Here is a 14,010-nt window from a genome sequence, read left to right on the forward strand (position 1 = left end):
CCGCGCCTGGTTCACTCTGCGCCCCTCCCGCGGGCCAGGCGCCCGCCCCGCGCGCCTAGTTCGCGAGCTGCTCCGCGATGCCGGTGTACGTCGCGGGGGTCAGAGCGAGCAGTCGCTGTTTCGCGGCATCCCCGATCTCCAGCGTCTCGACGAACTCGGCGAGCTCGGCCGCACCGACCCGGTGTCCGCGCGTGAGCTCCTTGAGCAGCGCGTACGGGTCGGCGATCGTCGATCGCCCGGCGACGACCTCGGCGCGGATGACGGTCTGGATCGCCTCCGCGAGGACCTCCCAGTTGCCGTCGAGGTCATCCAGCAGCACGTCGCGGCGCAGCGAGATGGCGTTCAGGCCGCGGCGCAGATTGTCGAGCGCGAGCAGCGAGTGCCCGAACGCGACGCCGATGTTGCGCTGCGTGGTCGAGTCGGTGAGGTCGCGCTGCAGGCGCGAGGTGACCAGGGTCTGACCGAGAGTTGTGAGCAGACCGCCCGCGATCTCGAGGTTGGCCTCGGCGTTCTCGAAGCGGATCGGGTTGATCTTGTGCGGCATGGTCGACGATCCGGTCGCGCCGGCGACGGGGATCTGCGCGAAATAACCGAGCGAGATGTAGGTCCAGATGTCGGTGGCGAGGTTGTGCAGGATGCCGCCCGCGTGCCGCACGCGGTCGTACAGCTCGACCTGCCAGTCGTGCGACTCGATCTGCGTGGTGAGGATGTTGAAGTCGATCCCCAGGCCCTCGATGAACGTGCGCGAGATCTCGGGCCAGTCGGCGTCCGGCTCGGCGGAGATGTGGGCCGACCAGGTGCCGGTCGCTCCGGAGAACTTCGCCAGGAAGTCGGATGCCGCGATCTGACCGCGCACCCGCTCGAGGCGCCAGGCGAAGACCGCGAGCTCCTTGCCCATCGTGGACGGCGTGGCCGGCTGTCCGTGGGTGCGCGACAGCATCGCCGCATCCGCGTGCTCGACGGCCAGTTCGCGCAGCTTCGCGATCACACCGTCCAGCGCAGGCAGCCACACGCCGAGGACGGCGCGCTTGACGGTGAGCGCGTACGAGGCCGAGTTGATGTCCTCGCTCGTGCACGCGAAGTGCGTGAGCTCGGCGATCGCGTCGAGTCCGAGTGCCGACAGGCGGTCGCGCACGAGGTACTCGATCGCCTTGACGTCGTGCTGGGTGACGGCTTCCTTCTCGGCCAGCCAGTCGATCTCGTCCTGGCCGAAGTCGCGGTAGAGGCCGCGCAGGCGCTCCTTGTCGGCATCCGACAGCGGAGATGTCTCGAACAGCGACCGGTCGGTGAGGGCGATCAGCCACTCGACCTCGACCTCGACGCGGGCGCGGTTGAGCCCCGCTTCGGAGAGGAAGTCGCCGAGACCGGCGACGGCTGCGGCGTAGCGTCCGTCGAGCGGGCTGAGCGGCTGGGCGGGGAGCGGGGCGTGCGAAGTCAGGGGAGTCCTCCTGATCAGGGCCCCTCGAATGCGGGGCGTCGTGCGGGCTGGCGCAGGGCCGGCTCGAGCTGGCGGAACAGGCCCCGGGTCGACGTCTCAATCATACCGAGGACGGCATCGAACATGTCCGGGCCCGCGTAGTAGGGGTCGGGGACGTCCGTGACCTCCGTCGCCGGGTCGAACGAGAGCAGCAGCGTGACCTTGCCCTCCTCGTCCTCGTCGTTGGCCCATTCGCGCAGGTTGCGCTCGTGCGTGCGGTCCAGGGCGACCACGAGGTCGTTCTCGCGGAAGGATGCCGCGGTGAACTGCCGTGCGCGGTGACGCGAACCGTCGTATCCGCGGCGTTCGAGGGCGGCGAGCGTGCGGTGGTCGGCCTGCTCTCCGAGGTGCCAATCCCCGGTCCCGGCGCTGCTCGACGCGATTCTGGACCCGAGTCCCTGCCGCTCGGCGAGGTCGCGGAACACCACTTCGGCCATCGGTGAGCGGCAGATGTTGCCGGTGCACACGAAGATGACGCGGAAGGGTTCCGGGTCGGTCATGGATTCCATTCTGCCGTCGTGCGACTGATCCTGCACAGATCGGATTCTCGACACGTTCTCCACCGACGCCGCGGACGGCGCGAGAAACCGCCGCGGGACACGAAAGGCGGGCGGCAATCTGGGCGACATGTACTCCACCGAGATCGCGAACGATTGGGCCCCGGAGCAGATCTGGGGCTGGCACACCGCCCGCCGCTTCGTCGACGACGCCATCGAAGCGCTCGAGGACGCCGCCGTCGCCCTCGTCCCGCTCGTCGCAGACACCGACTGGCAGGCGAAGGGCGTCCGCAAGCTGCACGAGACCATCGAGAGCATGACCGCCGAGTGCGCGGCGGAGGAATCGGCGCTGCGCCTGCGCCTGTGGGAGCTGGAGGCCACGCGATGAGCGACGACGACCTGCAGATCACCTACGGCGGTTCGATCGCCGTCAACACCGAGACGCTGCGGGACGTCGCGTTCCGGCTCGGCCCGATCGAGGCGCACGTCGGTCAGGCGTCGGATGCCGTGTATGCCGCGCATCGGCAGATCACCGACGCCGCGGGGCTGTCGAGCGGCGTGAGCACGGTCGAGCTGTGGGCCGTGGGCGATCGCCTCGCGACGATGCGCACCAGGATCCTCGAGGTCATCACCGGCACACTGCTCATGGCCGATGCCTATGAGCTCGTCGAGCTGCGCACCGAGTACGAGGCGCTCGGTCTGACCGACCCCGCAGCCGCGGAGGCGCTGCTTCCCGACATCCTCGATCTCGAGGCGTCCGATGAACGGCTCGGCCCGATGGCCGAATACCTGAAGCAGAACTGGGCGCAGCATCGGTACGAGGGCCTGGAGAGCCAGTTCGATCTGGCGACGACCGTGACCGGTGTGAATTTCGGTGCCCTCACGTCGATCGCCGCGATGCTCGGCAGCTCGGCAGTGTTCGGCACGCTGCCGGCGAAGGCGAAGCTGGACGGCTGGCCGGATCCGGTGAAGGTCACGCCGGTGGTCAACGCGTACGCGGTCGCCCCTCCGGCGTCGCTCGCGGACGGGCTGCGGCGGTTCCCCGACGCCGAGGATGCCCAGGTGAAGGTCGAGAAGTACACCTTCGAAGACGGCAGCGCGCACTACGTCGCGTACATCAAGGGAACGCAGTCCGGGCTGTACGGCGCCGGCGAACCGTGGGACATGAAGTCGAACACCGAGCTGTACACGGGCGAGATCTCTGCGTCGTATCAGGCGACGCTCGACGCGCTGCATCAGGCGGGTGCCGAGTCCGGCGACGTCGTCGACGTGTACGCGCACTCGCAGGGCGCCATGGTCGCGTCGTACCTCGCGATGGGCGACGAGTTCGACGTGCAGATGCTCGTGACGGCCGGCAGTCCGGTGCAGCCGACGCTGCGGGATGATCAGCTGCTCATCCAGCTGCGCCACACCGATGACGTCGTGAACGCCCTCGCTGGCGGCGGCTCGCAGGGCGGGACGGGGTCGCCGGACAGCCTGGTGCTTCAGCGAGAGGGCGACCCGATGCCGAGCATCAAGGATCTGATCCTCGAGCCGCACATGCTGGACACCTACATCGAGACGGCCGAGCTCGCGGACTCCTCCGGCGACCCGCGCCTCGAGGCTTACCGTGAACGGCTCAGAGCACTGGCTGCCGCCACCACGATCGAGTCGACCGAGTACGTCGCCGATCGGACCGGGTGGGCCGAGTGACCGCTCAGGCGTTGCTGCGCTTCTTCTGCGGGCGCAGGATGAAGCCGAACACGGCGTTGATGACCGAGATGACCAGTGCGCCGACGATCACCCACCAGAAGTCCCCGACCGAGACGCCCCAGCCGAAGCCCGTCGTGATCCACGCCGTGAGCCACAGCAGGAAGCCGTTGATGACGAAGCCGATCAGGCCGAAGGTCAGGATGTACAGCGGGAACGCGATGATCTTCACGATCGTGCCGACGATGGTGTTCACGAGGGCGAACAGCGCGCCAACCAGCAGCAGGGTGAGCACCATCTGCAGGTCGCCGCCCGGCGGGAACGGACGCACCGTGATCTCGAGCGCAGGGATCAGCGCCGCCACCCAGAAGGCGAAGGCGTTGATGACGACCTTGACGATGAAGCGCATGATCCGACCAGTCTGTCACGCGAACCCGGGCCCCGGCCACGGGTTCGGCCGGTAAACTGGCACAAACCTGCCCGCCTGCGCCGTACGGCCGACGAGCCTTTGAGGAGCCGATCATGCTGACGCTCCTCGCGCTCTTCCTTCTCGCTTCTCTCGTCCTGCCGGCGCTCGTGCGCTGGCTGGGGGCGCAGGCGTTCGCGATCGCGGCGCTCGTTCCCGCAGCAGCCTTCATCCACGCGCTCGTCCTCACCCCGCAGGTGCTCGACGCCGACACGACTCCGTTCGAGTCGGTCGCCTGGATCCCGCAGCTCGGCCTGAACCTGTCGATGCGGATGGACGTGCTCGGCTGGATCATGACGCTCATCGTCACCGGTGTCGGCGCGCTCGTGCTGCTGTACTGCCGGTGGTACTTCCACGACAGTGCGGCAGGTCTCGGGCAGTTCGCCGCGGTGCTGCTCGGCTTCGCCGGGGCGATGTACGGTCTCGTCCTCACCGACGACCTCGTCATGCTCGTGATGTTCTGGGAACTCACCAGCATCCTGTCCTACCTGCTCATCGGGCACTATCGCGGCCGTGCGGCCAGCCGACGTGCGGCACTGCAAGCGCTGCTGGTGACCACACTCGGCGGGCTCGTCATGTTCGTCGGCGTCGTCCTTCTGGTCGTGGATGCCGGGACCTCCAGCATCTCGGCCATGCTCGCCGAGCCGCCGACCGGCCCGATGGTGAACGCCGCGATCGTCATGCTGCTCGTCGGAGCACTCAGCAAGTCGGCGATCTTCCCGTTCCACTTCTGGCTGCCGGGCGCGATGGCCGCGCCGACGCCGGTCAGCGCGTACCTGCACGCGGCGGCCATGGTGAAGGCCGGCATCTACCTGATGGCGCGCTTCGCGCCGATCTTCGCGCTGAGCGAGCCATGGCGACCGATCGTCATCTCGCTCGGCGTCTTCACGATGCTGCTCGGCGGGATCCAAGCGCTGCGCGAGACCGACCTCAAACGCGTGCTCGCGTTCGGCACCGTCAGCCAGCTCGGTTTCTTCACCGTCGTCGTCGGCTACGGCACGCAGGCCTCTGCACTCGCCGGGCTCGCGCTCGTGATCGCGCACGCGCTGTTCAAATCGGCGCTCTTCCTCATCGTCGGCGTCATCGACCGCCAGCTCTCCACCCGCGACATCACCGAGCTCTCCGGCGTCGGGCGTCAGGCTCCGGTCATGGCCACCGCCGCGTTCATCTCGATCGCCTCAATGATGGGCATCGCCCCGACGATCGGCTTCGTCGCGAAGGAGTCCGCCCTCACGGCACTGCTCGACGACGCGCTCGCCGGCTCCGTCTGGGGGATCGTGGCGATCATCGGCGTCTCGCTCGGAGCCGTGCTCACGGGGGCGTACGGCATCCGCTTCCTGTGGGGCGCCTTCTGGACCAAGCGCGACGCCCAGGGCGACCGGATGCCGGAGACCCCATGGCCCGACCCGCCGGTGGGCTTCCTGTCGGCGCCGATCATCCTCGCCGGCGCGACGCTCGCGGCCGGCATCGGCGCCCCGGCCGTCGACGTCGCTCTGCACGGGTACGCCGTCACCGCGACGCCGGGTCTGGGCGACGCCGGCCCGGGGCACCTCGCGCTCTGGCACGGGTTCGAACCGGCGCTCGCCATCTCGATCGTGTCGATCCTGGCCGGTCTCGGCGTCTTCCTGCTCTCCCGCAGCACCGGTTGGGATCGCAAGCCGCGGATGCTGCCGTTCACGGCATCCGACGCCTACTACCTCGTCACCCGCAGCGTCGACCGCCTTTCGGTCTTCACCACGTCACTCACGCAGCGCGGTTCGCTGCCGGTTTACGTCGGCACGGTCTTCATCGTCCTCGTGGTGGCCGAGATCACGGCGCTGCTGGCGGCGGACGTCGACCAGCTCAACCTGTCGGCATGGCACACCCCGACGCAGATCGTCGTCGCACCGATCATGGCCGCCGCCGGCATCGTCGCGGTCCGCGCCCGCAAGCGCTACACCGGCGTCGTGCTCGTGTCGGTGACGGGCCTCGGCATGGTCGTGCTCTTCGCGACCAGCGGGGCCCCCGACCTGGCGCTCACGCAGATCCTCGTCGAGACCGTCACGATGGTCACGTTCGCGCTCGTGCTGCGTCGGCTGCCGGCGCGGATGGGCGAGCACAACGCGTCGGTCGGACGCGTGCCGCGGGCGATCCTGGGCATCGCGGTCGGCGTGACCATGGCCCTCGTCGCGATCGTCGCGACCCAGTCGAGAGTGGCCGATCCGATCTCCCTGCTGTTCCCTGATCTCGCCTACGACCTCGGTCATGGCAAGAACGTCGTGAACGTCGCCCTCGTCGACCTGCGCGGCTGGGACACCATGGGAGAGCTCTCGGTGCTCGTGCTCGCCGCGACCGGCGTCGCATCGCTCGTGTTCGTCACGCATCGCGCCGACCTGCTCGCGGCCACGCGGACCCTGCCGCGATCGACCAGGCGCAAGGCCCGGCTCAACCCGCTCGTCGAGACGACGGACGGCGTGCGCTTCCAGACCGCCGAGAACCGCAGCGCACCGCGGGCCTGGCTCGTCGGCGGGCAGAAGATGAAGCCCGAGAACCGGTCGATCCTGCTCGAGGTCGTCGTCCGCATCCTGTTCCACACGATCATCGTCGTGTCGATCTATCTGCTGTTCGCCGGGCACAACAGCCCGGGCGGCGGCTTCGCCGGCGGTCTCGTCGCCGGCATGGCGCTCGTCATGCGCTACATCGCAGGCGGACGCTGGGAGCTGGGCGCTGCCGCCCCGACGGATGCCGGACGCCTGCTGGGCGCGGGTCTCATCGTCGCGGTCGGCACGGCCGTGGTTCCGATGTTCTTCGGTCTCGCGCCGCTGACGAGCTCGTTCTGGGAGTGGGAGATCCCGCTGATCGGCCACATGGAATTCGTGACGTCCACGATCTTCGACATCGGCGTCTACCTCGTCGTCATCGGGCTGGTGCTCGACGTCCTCCGCAGCCTCGGCGCCGAGGTCGACAAGCAGGCGCTCGAGATGCGCGCGCGGGGGGTGAACGTCTGATGGATGTCTCGCTGACCCTGATCGTCGTCATGGCTGTGCTGTTCGCCTGCGGCGTCTACGCGATGCTCGAGCGCAGCCTCACCAGGGTCCTCATCGGGTTTCTGCTGCTGGGAAACGCCACGAACCTGCTGCTGCTGATCGTCATGGGTGTGCCGGGCAACGCGCCGTTCTACGGCGAGACCGACGTCAGCGATCCGCTGCCGCAGGCGCTCACGCTCACCGCGATCGTGATCACGTTCGCGGTCTCCGCCTTCCTGCTCGCTCTCATCTACCGCTCATGGCAGCTGGGCCAGGCCGACACCGTCGAGGACGACGAAGCCGACATCGCCCTGCGCGAGCGCACGGATGCCGATGAGGACGTCCTCGAGGACGACGCCGACATCGAGGACGAGGACGTCACCACGGACTTCGTCGGCGTGCAGACCGCGCCGATCACGGTGCTGCACATGCGGGATCACCCCGCGATCCAGGATGACGCGCCGGTGGATGCGCCGTATTCGCGCCGCCGGACCGACGACGAGGAGGACCGCCCGTGAGCGCCCTCGTCCCGCTTCTCGTCGCCCTGCCGCTGCTCGGCGCTGCCATCACGCTCGTCTTCGGACGCAGTCCTCGGCTGCAGATCTTCGTGACCGCGGCGACACTCGCCGCGGTGGCCGTGATCGCCGCGATCCTCCTCGTCGTCGTCGACGCGGGGACCCCGCTGGCGGTGTCGGTGGGCGGATGGCCGGTGCCCTTCGGCATCGTCCTGTACGTCGACCGGCTGGCGGCGCTGCTCGTGCTCGTGTCCAGCATCGTCCTGGTCGCGGTCCTGCTGTTCTCGATCGGGCAGGGTGCCGCAGACGGCACGGACGAGACGCCGATCTCGATCTTCAACCCGTCGTATCTCATCCTCGCGGCCGGCATCTTCAACGCCTTCATCGCCGGTGATCTGTTCAACCTGTACGTCGGGTTCGAGATCCTGCTGGTGGCCTCGTATGTGCTGATCACACTGGGCAGTACGGAATCCCGCATCCGCACCGGCGCGGTGTACATCGTCGTGTCGCTGGTGTCGTCGATCCTCTTCCTCGCGTCCATCGCGATGATCTACGGGGCGCTCGGCACCGTGAACATGGCGCAGATCGCGGAGCGGATGACCGAGCTCCCGCAGGAGACGCAGCTCGTGCTGCATCTGATGCTCGTCGTGGCGTTCGGGATCAAGGCGGCCATCTTCCCGGTGTCGTTCTGGCTGCCCGACTCCTACCCGACCGCACCGGCACCGGTCACGGCCGTCTTCGCCGGATTGCTGACCAAGGTCGGCGTCTACGCGCTGATCCGCACCGAGACGCAGCTGTTCGCCGAGAACAGCATCGACACGCTGCTGCTGATCGTCGCGTTCGCGACCATGATCGTCGGCGTGCTCGGCGCCGTGGCGCAGGCCGAGCTGAAGAGGATCCTGTCGTTCACGCTGGTCAGCCATGTCGGCTACATGATCTTCGGTCTCGCGATCGCGACACCCGCGGCGATCGGCGCGACGGTGTACTACATCGTCCACCACATCGTCGTGCAGACGACCCTGTTCCTCGCGGTCGGACTCATCGAACGAAGAGCGGGGAGCACCAGCATCCTGCGGGTGAAGGGCCTCATGAAGGCGGCTCCCGTATTGGCGGTGCTGTACTTCGTGCCGGCGATCAACCTGGGCGGCCTGCCGCCGTTCTCCGGCTTCATCGGCAAGTTCGCGCTGTTCGAGGCCGCGGCATCCGTCGGCACTCCGATCATGATGGTGCTGATCTTCGGCGGCATCATCACGTCGCTGCTGACGCTGTACGCGCTCATGCGCGCGTGGAACCTCGCGTTCTGGCGCGAGGAGGAGGACTCCAGCGAGACCGACGGACGCATCTCGTACCTCGGCAACGCGCCCGCCGCCGACGAGCAGCAGGAGCGCCGCCGCATCCCGAAGATCATGACGATCGCGACGGGCGGCATGGTGGCGGTCACGGTGGCGCTGACCGTGTTCGCCGGGCCGCTGTACGCGCTGTGCGACCGTATCGGCGACGCGCTGCTGCAGCCGGTGAGCCTCGTGCAGCTGGAAGAGGAGGTGTCGCCATGAGCCCTGACGCCCGCCCAGGCCTGTTCAAGGCCGTCATGCTCCAGCTGCCGTTCCTCGCGTGGCTCGTCGTGCTCTGGATGCTGCTGTGGGGTCAGTTCACCGTGCTCGCCTTCGTCACCGGTCTCGTCGTGGCGATCTTCGTCACGCGCGTGTTCCGCCTGCCGACGATCGAGCTGAGCGGTCGGATCAACATCTGGTACGGGGCGCTGTTCCTCGTGCAGTTCCTGTTCGCTTTGTTCCGCGGTGCGCTCAGTGTGACGATCCAGGTCTTCGACTTCCGGCACCAGCCGGGGGCGGCGATCATGGCGGTACCGCTGAAGTACGCCGACGACCTGGTGATGACGCACGTGGCCGTGACATCGTCCCTGATCCCCGGCTCGCTCATCGTCGAGGCCGACCGCGACCGCCGCATCCTCTATCTGCACGTCATCGGCGTGCGCAGCGTCGCCGACGTCGACCGGCAGCGGGAGCAGGTGCTGCGCTGGGAGCGCCGGATCGTGCGCGCGCTCGGCAGCCCGGCCCAATATCGTGCGCTCAGGGACGACGAGCACGCGCTCGCGGGAGGTGCGCGATGAACATTCTCATGACCGTGATCCTGGTGGTGTTCGGCATCGCCGCGATCCTCACCGTCGTGCGGATCGTGCGCGGTCCCTCGATCCTCGACCGGGCGGTGGCCTCCGATGTGCTGCTCACCGAGGTGATGTGCGTGCTCGGCGCCGAGATGGCGATCAACGGGCACACCCGCAGCATCCCTGTGCTGCTGATCATCGCCGCCGTCGGCGTCTTCGGCTCGATCTCGGTCGCACGGTATGTGGCCAGAAGGGACAACACGGCACCATGAACATCTTCGGTCTCGAGGTCCCCGATGTCGTCATCGACTGGGCCGTCCTCATCCTGATCCTGGCCGGCGCGCTGCTGTGTCTGTCGGCCGCGGTCGGACTGCTGCACTTTCACGACGTGCCCTCGCGACTGCACGCGGCGACCAAGCCGCAGGTGCTCGGTCTGCTGCTGATCTGCATCGCCGTCGCGCTGTCGCAGCGATCGATCGGGGGCATCCTCGTCGGGGCTGCGCTGGTGGCGCCGGTGGTGCTCATGCAGTTCGCCACCGCGCCGCTGTCGGCCCACATGGTCGGGCGGCAGGCGTACCGCAATGGGACGACCGATCAGCGCCACCTCGTCGTGGATGATCTGGCGGACGCGAAGCAGACCCCGCCGGGCGCCGGGTGAGCGGGGGAGAGCCGATGTCCGCGCCTGCAGGGTGGTACGACGCCGGGAATCCAGGGCGCCAGCGGTGGTGGGATGGAATCCAGTGGACGGCGCACGAGCGGGCGGCGCCCGTCGCGGCGGCGCCGATGGGGTGGTACCCCGTTCCGGGGACGTCTGATGTGCGGTGGTGGGACGGCGTCGTGTGGACGCCGTACCGCGTCCGAGATGGCCGTCCGAAGCCGGATGCCTTCGCGGTCGAGCCGGCGGTGACCGGCATCGTCCTCGGTATCGTGTTCCTGGTCCTCGCCGGGATGCAGATGCTCACGCGGATCGTGTCCGGCAACGACGCCTTCGTGCTGACGACGCTCCTCATGGTCGCGGCCGGGGCGGTCTGGCTCATCGGCGGCATCGCCACGAATGCTCTGCGTCGGCTGCCCGCCCCGCAGGGGCCGCCGTTCGCCGACGCCGTCGTGCGTCCGCTGCCTGGTGACGTCGAGGGGCCCGGCGCCGGCTGGTACCCGGTGACAGGGCAGGCGGGCCGATGGTGGACGGGGGTGCGCTGGACCTGGTACGTCGGCTCGAAGATCGGGACACGACCCGGTCATTTCGGTCCGCGCGGCTATCTCATCTCGATGATCGCGGGGTGGGTGGTCGCCGCGATCGCGCTCCTGGCGCTCGTCATCGGCATCCTCGGCATCGGCCTGGCAGGCGCCGGAGAGGAGATGCTCGGTGCATTCCTCGGGTTCTTCGGCATCCCGTTCGGCCTGATCCTCGCGGCGCTGGCGGTGTTCCTGCTGCTGCTCGTGCGGTCGCGACGATATGCCCTTCTGCTTCCGGAAGGGCCGCCGCCGGTGCGGTGACCCGATGGACGTGCGTCCGTCGGGACGGACTCACACGCGCGCCGCGAAGCCCTGGATCAGCTGAGCCGCGGGGCCCGCATCGCTGATGAGCGTGCCGTGGCCGTGGTCGGGGATCTCCTTGAGTTCGGCGCCGGGGATGCAGTCCAGGATCTCCCGGCACCAGCTCAGCGGGGCCAGCGGATCGGTCTCGCCGCGCAGCACGAGCACAGGACAGCGGATGCGGCGGTACGCGTCCTCCGGTTCGTGCACGATCGTCGCGCGCATCTTCCTGATGAGGTGCGGGCCGCCGCGCAGGTACTCACGGGCGCCGCGCCAGAGCACGATCGGGCGCTCCCCGATGAGATCCACGAGCAGGTAGCGCGCCTGAGCGCCGACGTTGCGCGATGCATTGTTCACGGTGGGTCCGGCGAGGACGACGCCGGCGACGAGGTCCGGATGCCGCGCAGCCAGTTCCGCGGCGATCTGGCTGCCCATCGAGTGTCCGATGACGATCGAACCGGCGACGCCGGCGGAGCGGAGGTATGCGGCGACCAGGTCGGCGTGCCGCTCCATCGTCAGGGTCCGCACCGGTTCAGGGGCCTCGCCGAACCCGGGCAGATCGACGGCGATGATCTGACCGTGCAGCCGAGAGGTGAGCTCCAGATACACGCTGCGACCCATGCCGATCCCGTGCAGCAGGACGAACGGGCGCCCCTCACCGAAGGTCTCGACGATGAGCGTGGCACCGCCGTGCTCGAATTCCTCGATGGCGGCGGAGGTGCCCTCCGGGGCGAGCAGGCGGGACGGCATACCAGGACGATACCCGCTCTGCCGCGTGCCGGCGGCCGGCGGCGTGCCGGTCGCCGAGATCAAGACCATCGGCCGGGTCGGCGTCGGTTCACCCCGTTCTCGGCATACGTTTACCGAGACGATCGGAGCACCCTCATGACCCAGCCCACCGCGACGCGCACCACCCTCGACGGCGGAACCGCCGCAGCGGTCTTCGCGGAAGCGCGTTCGCCCGAGCTCTGGCGCCAACCGATCCGCAACCACCGCATCGCCGCCAGCGCGCAGGAGTATCTGGATCGTGCGCTCGCCGATCTGGGCACGCCGATCGAGTGGCCGGGCTTCGCCGTCCACCGCCGGTTCGACGTCGATGGCGACCGCACCGAGCACAGCGACATATACTTCGGCATCCGCAAGCGCCTCTTCGACGCGACGATCGGCGCGCTGCTCAGCGACGACGTGCCGATCTCGGCCGTCGAGGACCTGATCTGGGCGATCTGCGACGAGTACGTCTGGGCGCTGCCCGCCCACATCCCCGAGCTGTCGTCGCCGGAGCCCTCGGTCCCGCACGATGAGGTGATCGACCTGTTCGCCGCCGAGACGGCGTTCGCGCTCACCGAGATCGCCGCCCTCCTGGGGGACCGCCTGCACCCGCTCGTGACCGCGCGCATCCGGCACGAGGTCGAACGCCGGGTCCTCACGCCGTTCCGCGAGCGCACCTGGTTCTGGGAGAGCGTCGAGACCAACTGGTCGTCCGTCTGCGCGGCGAGCGTCGGGATCGCCGCGATGTACCTCGAGACCGAGGGGCTCGAGGGCATCCTCGACCGCTGCACCGCCGCGATGGATGCCCTTCTCGCCGGATACGGCGACGACGGCATCTGCGTCGAGGGCCTGAACTATTGGAACTACGGCTTCGGCTTCTTCCTCTCCTACGCCGAAGCGCTCCGCCAGCGCACCGGCATCGACCTGTGGGAGGGCCCGCACCGCGACAAGCTCGCCGCGATCGCCCGCTACCCGCGCAGCGTCTCGCTGGGCGGCCGTGCGGTCGCCGCGTTCTCGGACGCCGAGCCGTACGGCATGGTCGCCCCCGCGCTCGCCGGTCTGCTCGAGTCCCGCGACGCATCGACCGCTGTATCGCGGGAGTTCTGGGCGGCGGCCGGGTGGTCGCACAACTGGGGTCCGGTGATCCGGCAGTTCGTCTGGGCCCGAGACGCCGTCGATGAGGTTCCGGATGCCTCGGCATCCGGCACATGGTATCCGGATGCCGAGTGGCTGATCGTCCGCGGCGACGCCGCGGGAAGCACCGTCGGCTTCGCAGGCAAGGCCGGACACAACGACGAGCCGCACAACCACAACGACGTCGGGTCGTTCGTGCTCGCCGTGAACGGCGAACCCATGCTGAGCGAGCTCGGCATGGGGTACTACGACGCGGCGTACTTCCAGCCCGAGACGCGGTACGACAACCTCTCGGCCGGCGCGCAGGGCCACAGCGTGCCGATCATCGGCGGCGCGCGTCAGCACGACGGACGGGATGCCGCGGCGATCGTCGAGGAGATCTCCGTCGAGGACGGCCGCCTCGTGCTCGACCTGACCCCGGCCTATGACCTGCCGGGGCTTCGGCGGGTCCGCCGTGCACTGACCTTCGCGGACGGGACGCTCACGATCTCCGACGCGTTCGCGCTCGAGGATGCCGTCGAGATCGTCGATCGGCTCGTCTCGCTCTTCCCGATCGCGCTCGACGGCGGTGCGGCGGTGATCCGCGGGGAGCGCGGCGCGGTGCGCGTGACCTGGTCGGACGGCTGGGAGCCGCGGCTCTCGGACGCCGCATTCCTCACGCACGACGGGGATCCGGCCACCGCGTACTTCCTCGACCTCGTGCGCACGGCCGCGGATGCGGAGTGCTCGATCGAGGCCCGAGTGCTCTGACCCGTCCGCGGCGCTTCCGGTCGCAGTTCGTGTCGTTCCGTCCGGATCAAC

At 68.9% G+C, this 14,010-nt stretch carries 14 protein-coding genes; 10 read left to right on the forward strand and 4 right to left on the reverse strand.

Annotation, left to right across the window (positions count from 1 at the left end; translation table 11 throughout):
- Positions 1-55: 55 nt before the first annotated feature.
- Positions 56-1,453, reverse strand: a complete 1,398-nt coding sequence (purB, locus tag ACWAT3_RS09820) for an adenylosuccinate lyase (RefSeq protein WP_460798570.1) — start codon at positions 1,451-1,453, stop codon at positions 56-58.
- Complete coding sequence (locus tag ACWAT3_RS09825; protein ID WP_460798002.1) at positions 1,453-1,977, reverse strand: low molecular weight protein-tyrosine-phosphatase; 525 nt, start codon at positions 1,975-1,977, stop codon at positions 1,453-1,455. Before ACWAT3_RS09825 ends, purB begins: the two co-directional genes overlap by 1 nt.
- A 127-nt stretch (positions 1,978-2,104) precedes the next feature.
- On the opposite strand from ACWAT3_RS09825, the gene ACWAT3_RS09830 reads away from it, so the two are divergent.
- Together ACWAT3_RS09830 and ACWAT3_RS09835 are read left to right on the forward strand one after the other, a co-directional pair.
- Positions 2,105-2,362: a hypothetical protein gene (locus ACWAT3_RS09830; protein WP_460798004.1), complete on the forward strand. Its 258-nt coding sequence runs from the start codon at positions 2,105-2,107 to the stop codon at positions 2,360-2,362.
- On the forward strand, positions 2,359-3,666 hold the full coding sequence (locus ACWAT3_RS09835; RefSeq protein WP_460798005.1) for a hypothetical protein: 1,308 nt from the start codon (positions 2,359-2,361) through the stop codon (positions 3,664-3,666). The genes ACWAT3_RS09830 and ACWAT3_RS09835 overlap by 4 nt, the downstream gene beginning before the upstream one ends.
- Positions 3,667-3,670: 4 nt before the next feature.
- Here ACWAT3_RS09835 and ACWAT3_RS09840 read toward each other — a convergent pair whose 3' ends face one another.
- The gene (locus ACWAT3_RS09840) at positions 3,671-4,072 is read right to left on the reverse strand and encodes a phage holin family protein (RefSeq protein ID WP_460798006.1); all 402 of its coding nucleotides are present in this window, start codon (positions 4,070-4,072) and stop codon (positions 3,671-3,673) included.
- Positions 4,073-4,185: 113 nt separating this feature from the next.
- On the opposite strand from ACWAT3_RS09840, the gene ACWAT3_RS09845 reads away from it, so the two are divergent.
- From ACWAT3_RS09845 to ACWAT3_RS09875, 7 genes are read left to right on the forward strand one after another with little or no spacing between them, the layout of a single operon-like run.
- On the forward strand, positions 4,186-7,116 hold the full coding sequence (locus ACWAT3_RS09845; RefSeq protein ID WP_460798008.1) for a Na+/H+ antiporter subunit A: 2,931 nt from the start codon (positions 4,186-4,188) through the stop codon (positions 7,114-7,116).
- Complete coding sequence (locus ACWAT3_RS09850; protein WP_460798010.1) at positions 7,116-7,652, forward strand: Na(+)/H(+) antiporter subunit C; 537 nt, start codon at positions 7,116-7,118, stop codon at positions 7,650-7,652. Before ACWAT3_RS09845 ends, ACWAT3_RS09850 begins: the two co-directional genes overlap by 1 nt.
- Positions 7,649-9,202, forward strand: a complete 1,554-nt coding sequence (locus tag ACWAT3_RS09855) for a Na+/H+ antiporter subunit D (protein ID WP_460798011.1) — start codon at positions 7,649-7,651, stop codon at positions 9,200-9,202. The genes ACWAT3_RS09850 and ACWAT3_RS09855 overlap by 4 nt, the downstream gene beginning before the upstream one ends.
- Positions 9,199-9,777 carry a Na+/H+ antiporter subunit E gene (locus ACWAT3_RS09860; RefSeq protein ID WP_460798013.1) on the forward strand — a complete coding sequence of 193 codons (579 nt, stop codon included), beginning with the start codon at positions 9,199-9,201 and terminating at the stop codon, positions 9,775-9,777. The genes ACWAT3_RS09855 and ACWAT3_RS09860 overlap by 4 nt, the downstream gene beginning before the upstream one ends.
- Positions 9,774-10,043, forward strand: coding sequence for a monovalent cation/H+ antiporter complex subunit F (locus ACWAT3_RS09865; protein WP_460798014.1), 270 nt, complete (start codon positions 9,774-9,776; stop codon positions 10,041-10,043). Before ACWAT3_RS09860 ends, ACWAT3_RS09865 begins: the two co-directional genes overlap by 4 nt.
- Entirely contained in the window at positions 10,040-10,429 is a 390-nt protein-coding gene (gene mnhG, locus ACWAT3_RS09870) for a monovalent cation/H(+) antiporter subunit G (RefSeq protein ID WP_460798016.1), read from the forward strand. The genes ACWAT3_RS09865 and mnhG overlap by 4 nt, the downstream gene beginning before the upstream one ends.
- 14 nt (positions 10,430-10,443) lie before the next feature.
- Positions 10,444-11,268: a DUF2510 domain-containing protein gene (locus ACWAT3_RS09875; protein ID WP_460798018.1), complete on the forward strand. Its 825-nt coding sequence runs from the start codon at positions 10,444-10,446 to the stop codon at positions 11,266-11,268.
- Between the two features lie 30 nt (positions 11,269-11,298).
- On the opposite strand, the gene ACWAT3_RS09880 is transcribed toward ACWAT3_RS09875, so the two are convergent.
- Positions 11,299-12,057, reverse strand: a complete 759-nt coding sequence (locus ACWAT3_RS09880; protein ID WP_460798020.1) for an alpha/beta fold hydrolase — start codon at positions 12,055-12,057, stop codon at positions 11,299-11,301.
- A 135-nt stretch (positions 12,058-12,192) separates the two neighbouring features.
- Here ACWAT3_RS09880 and ACWAT3_RS09885 point away from each other — a divergent pair, with 135 nt between their 5' ends.
- Complete coding sequence (locus tag ACWAT3_RS09885; protein WP_460798022.1) at positions 12,193-13,959, forward strand: heparinase II/III domain-containing protein; 1,767 nt, start codon at positions 12,193-12,195, stop codon at positions 13,957-13,959.
- Positions 13,960-14,010 lie beyond the last annotated feature (51 nt).

The organism is Microbacterium sp. GXF0217, from assembly GCF_054798195.1.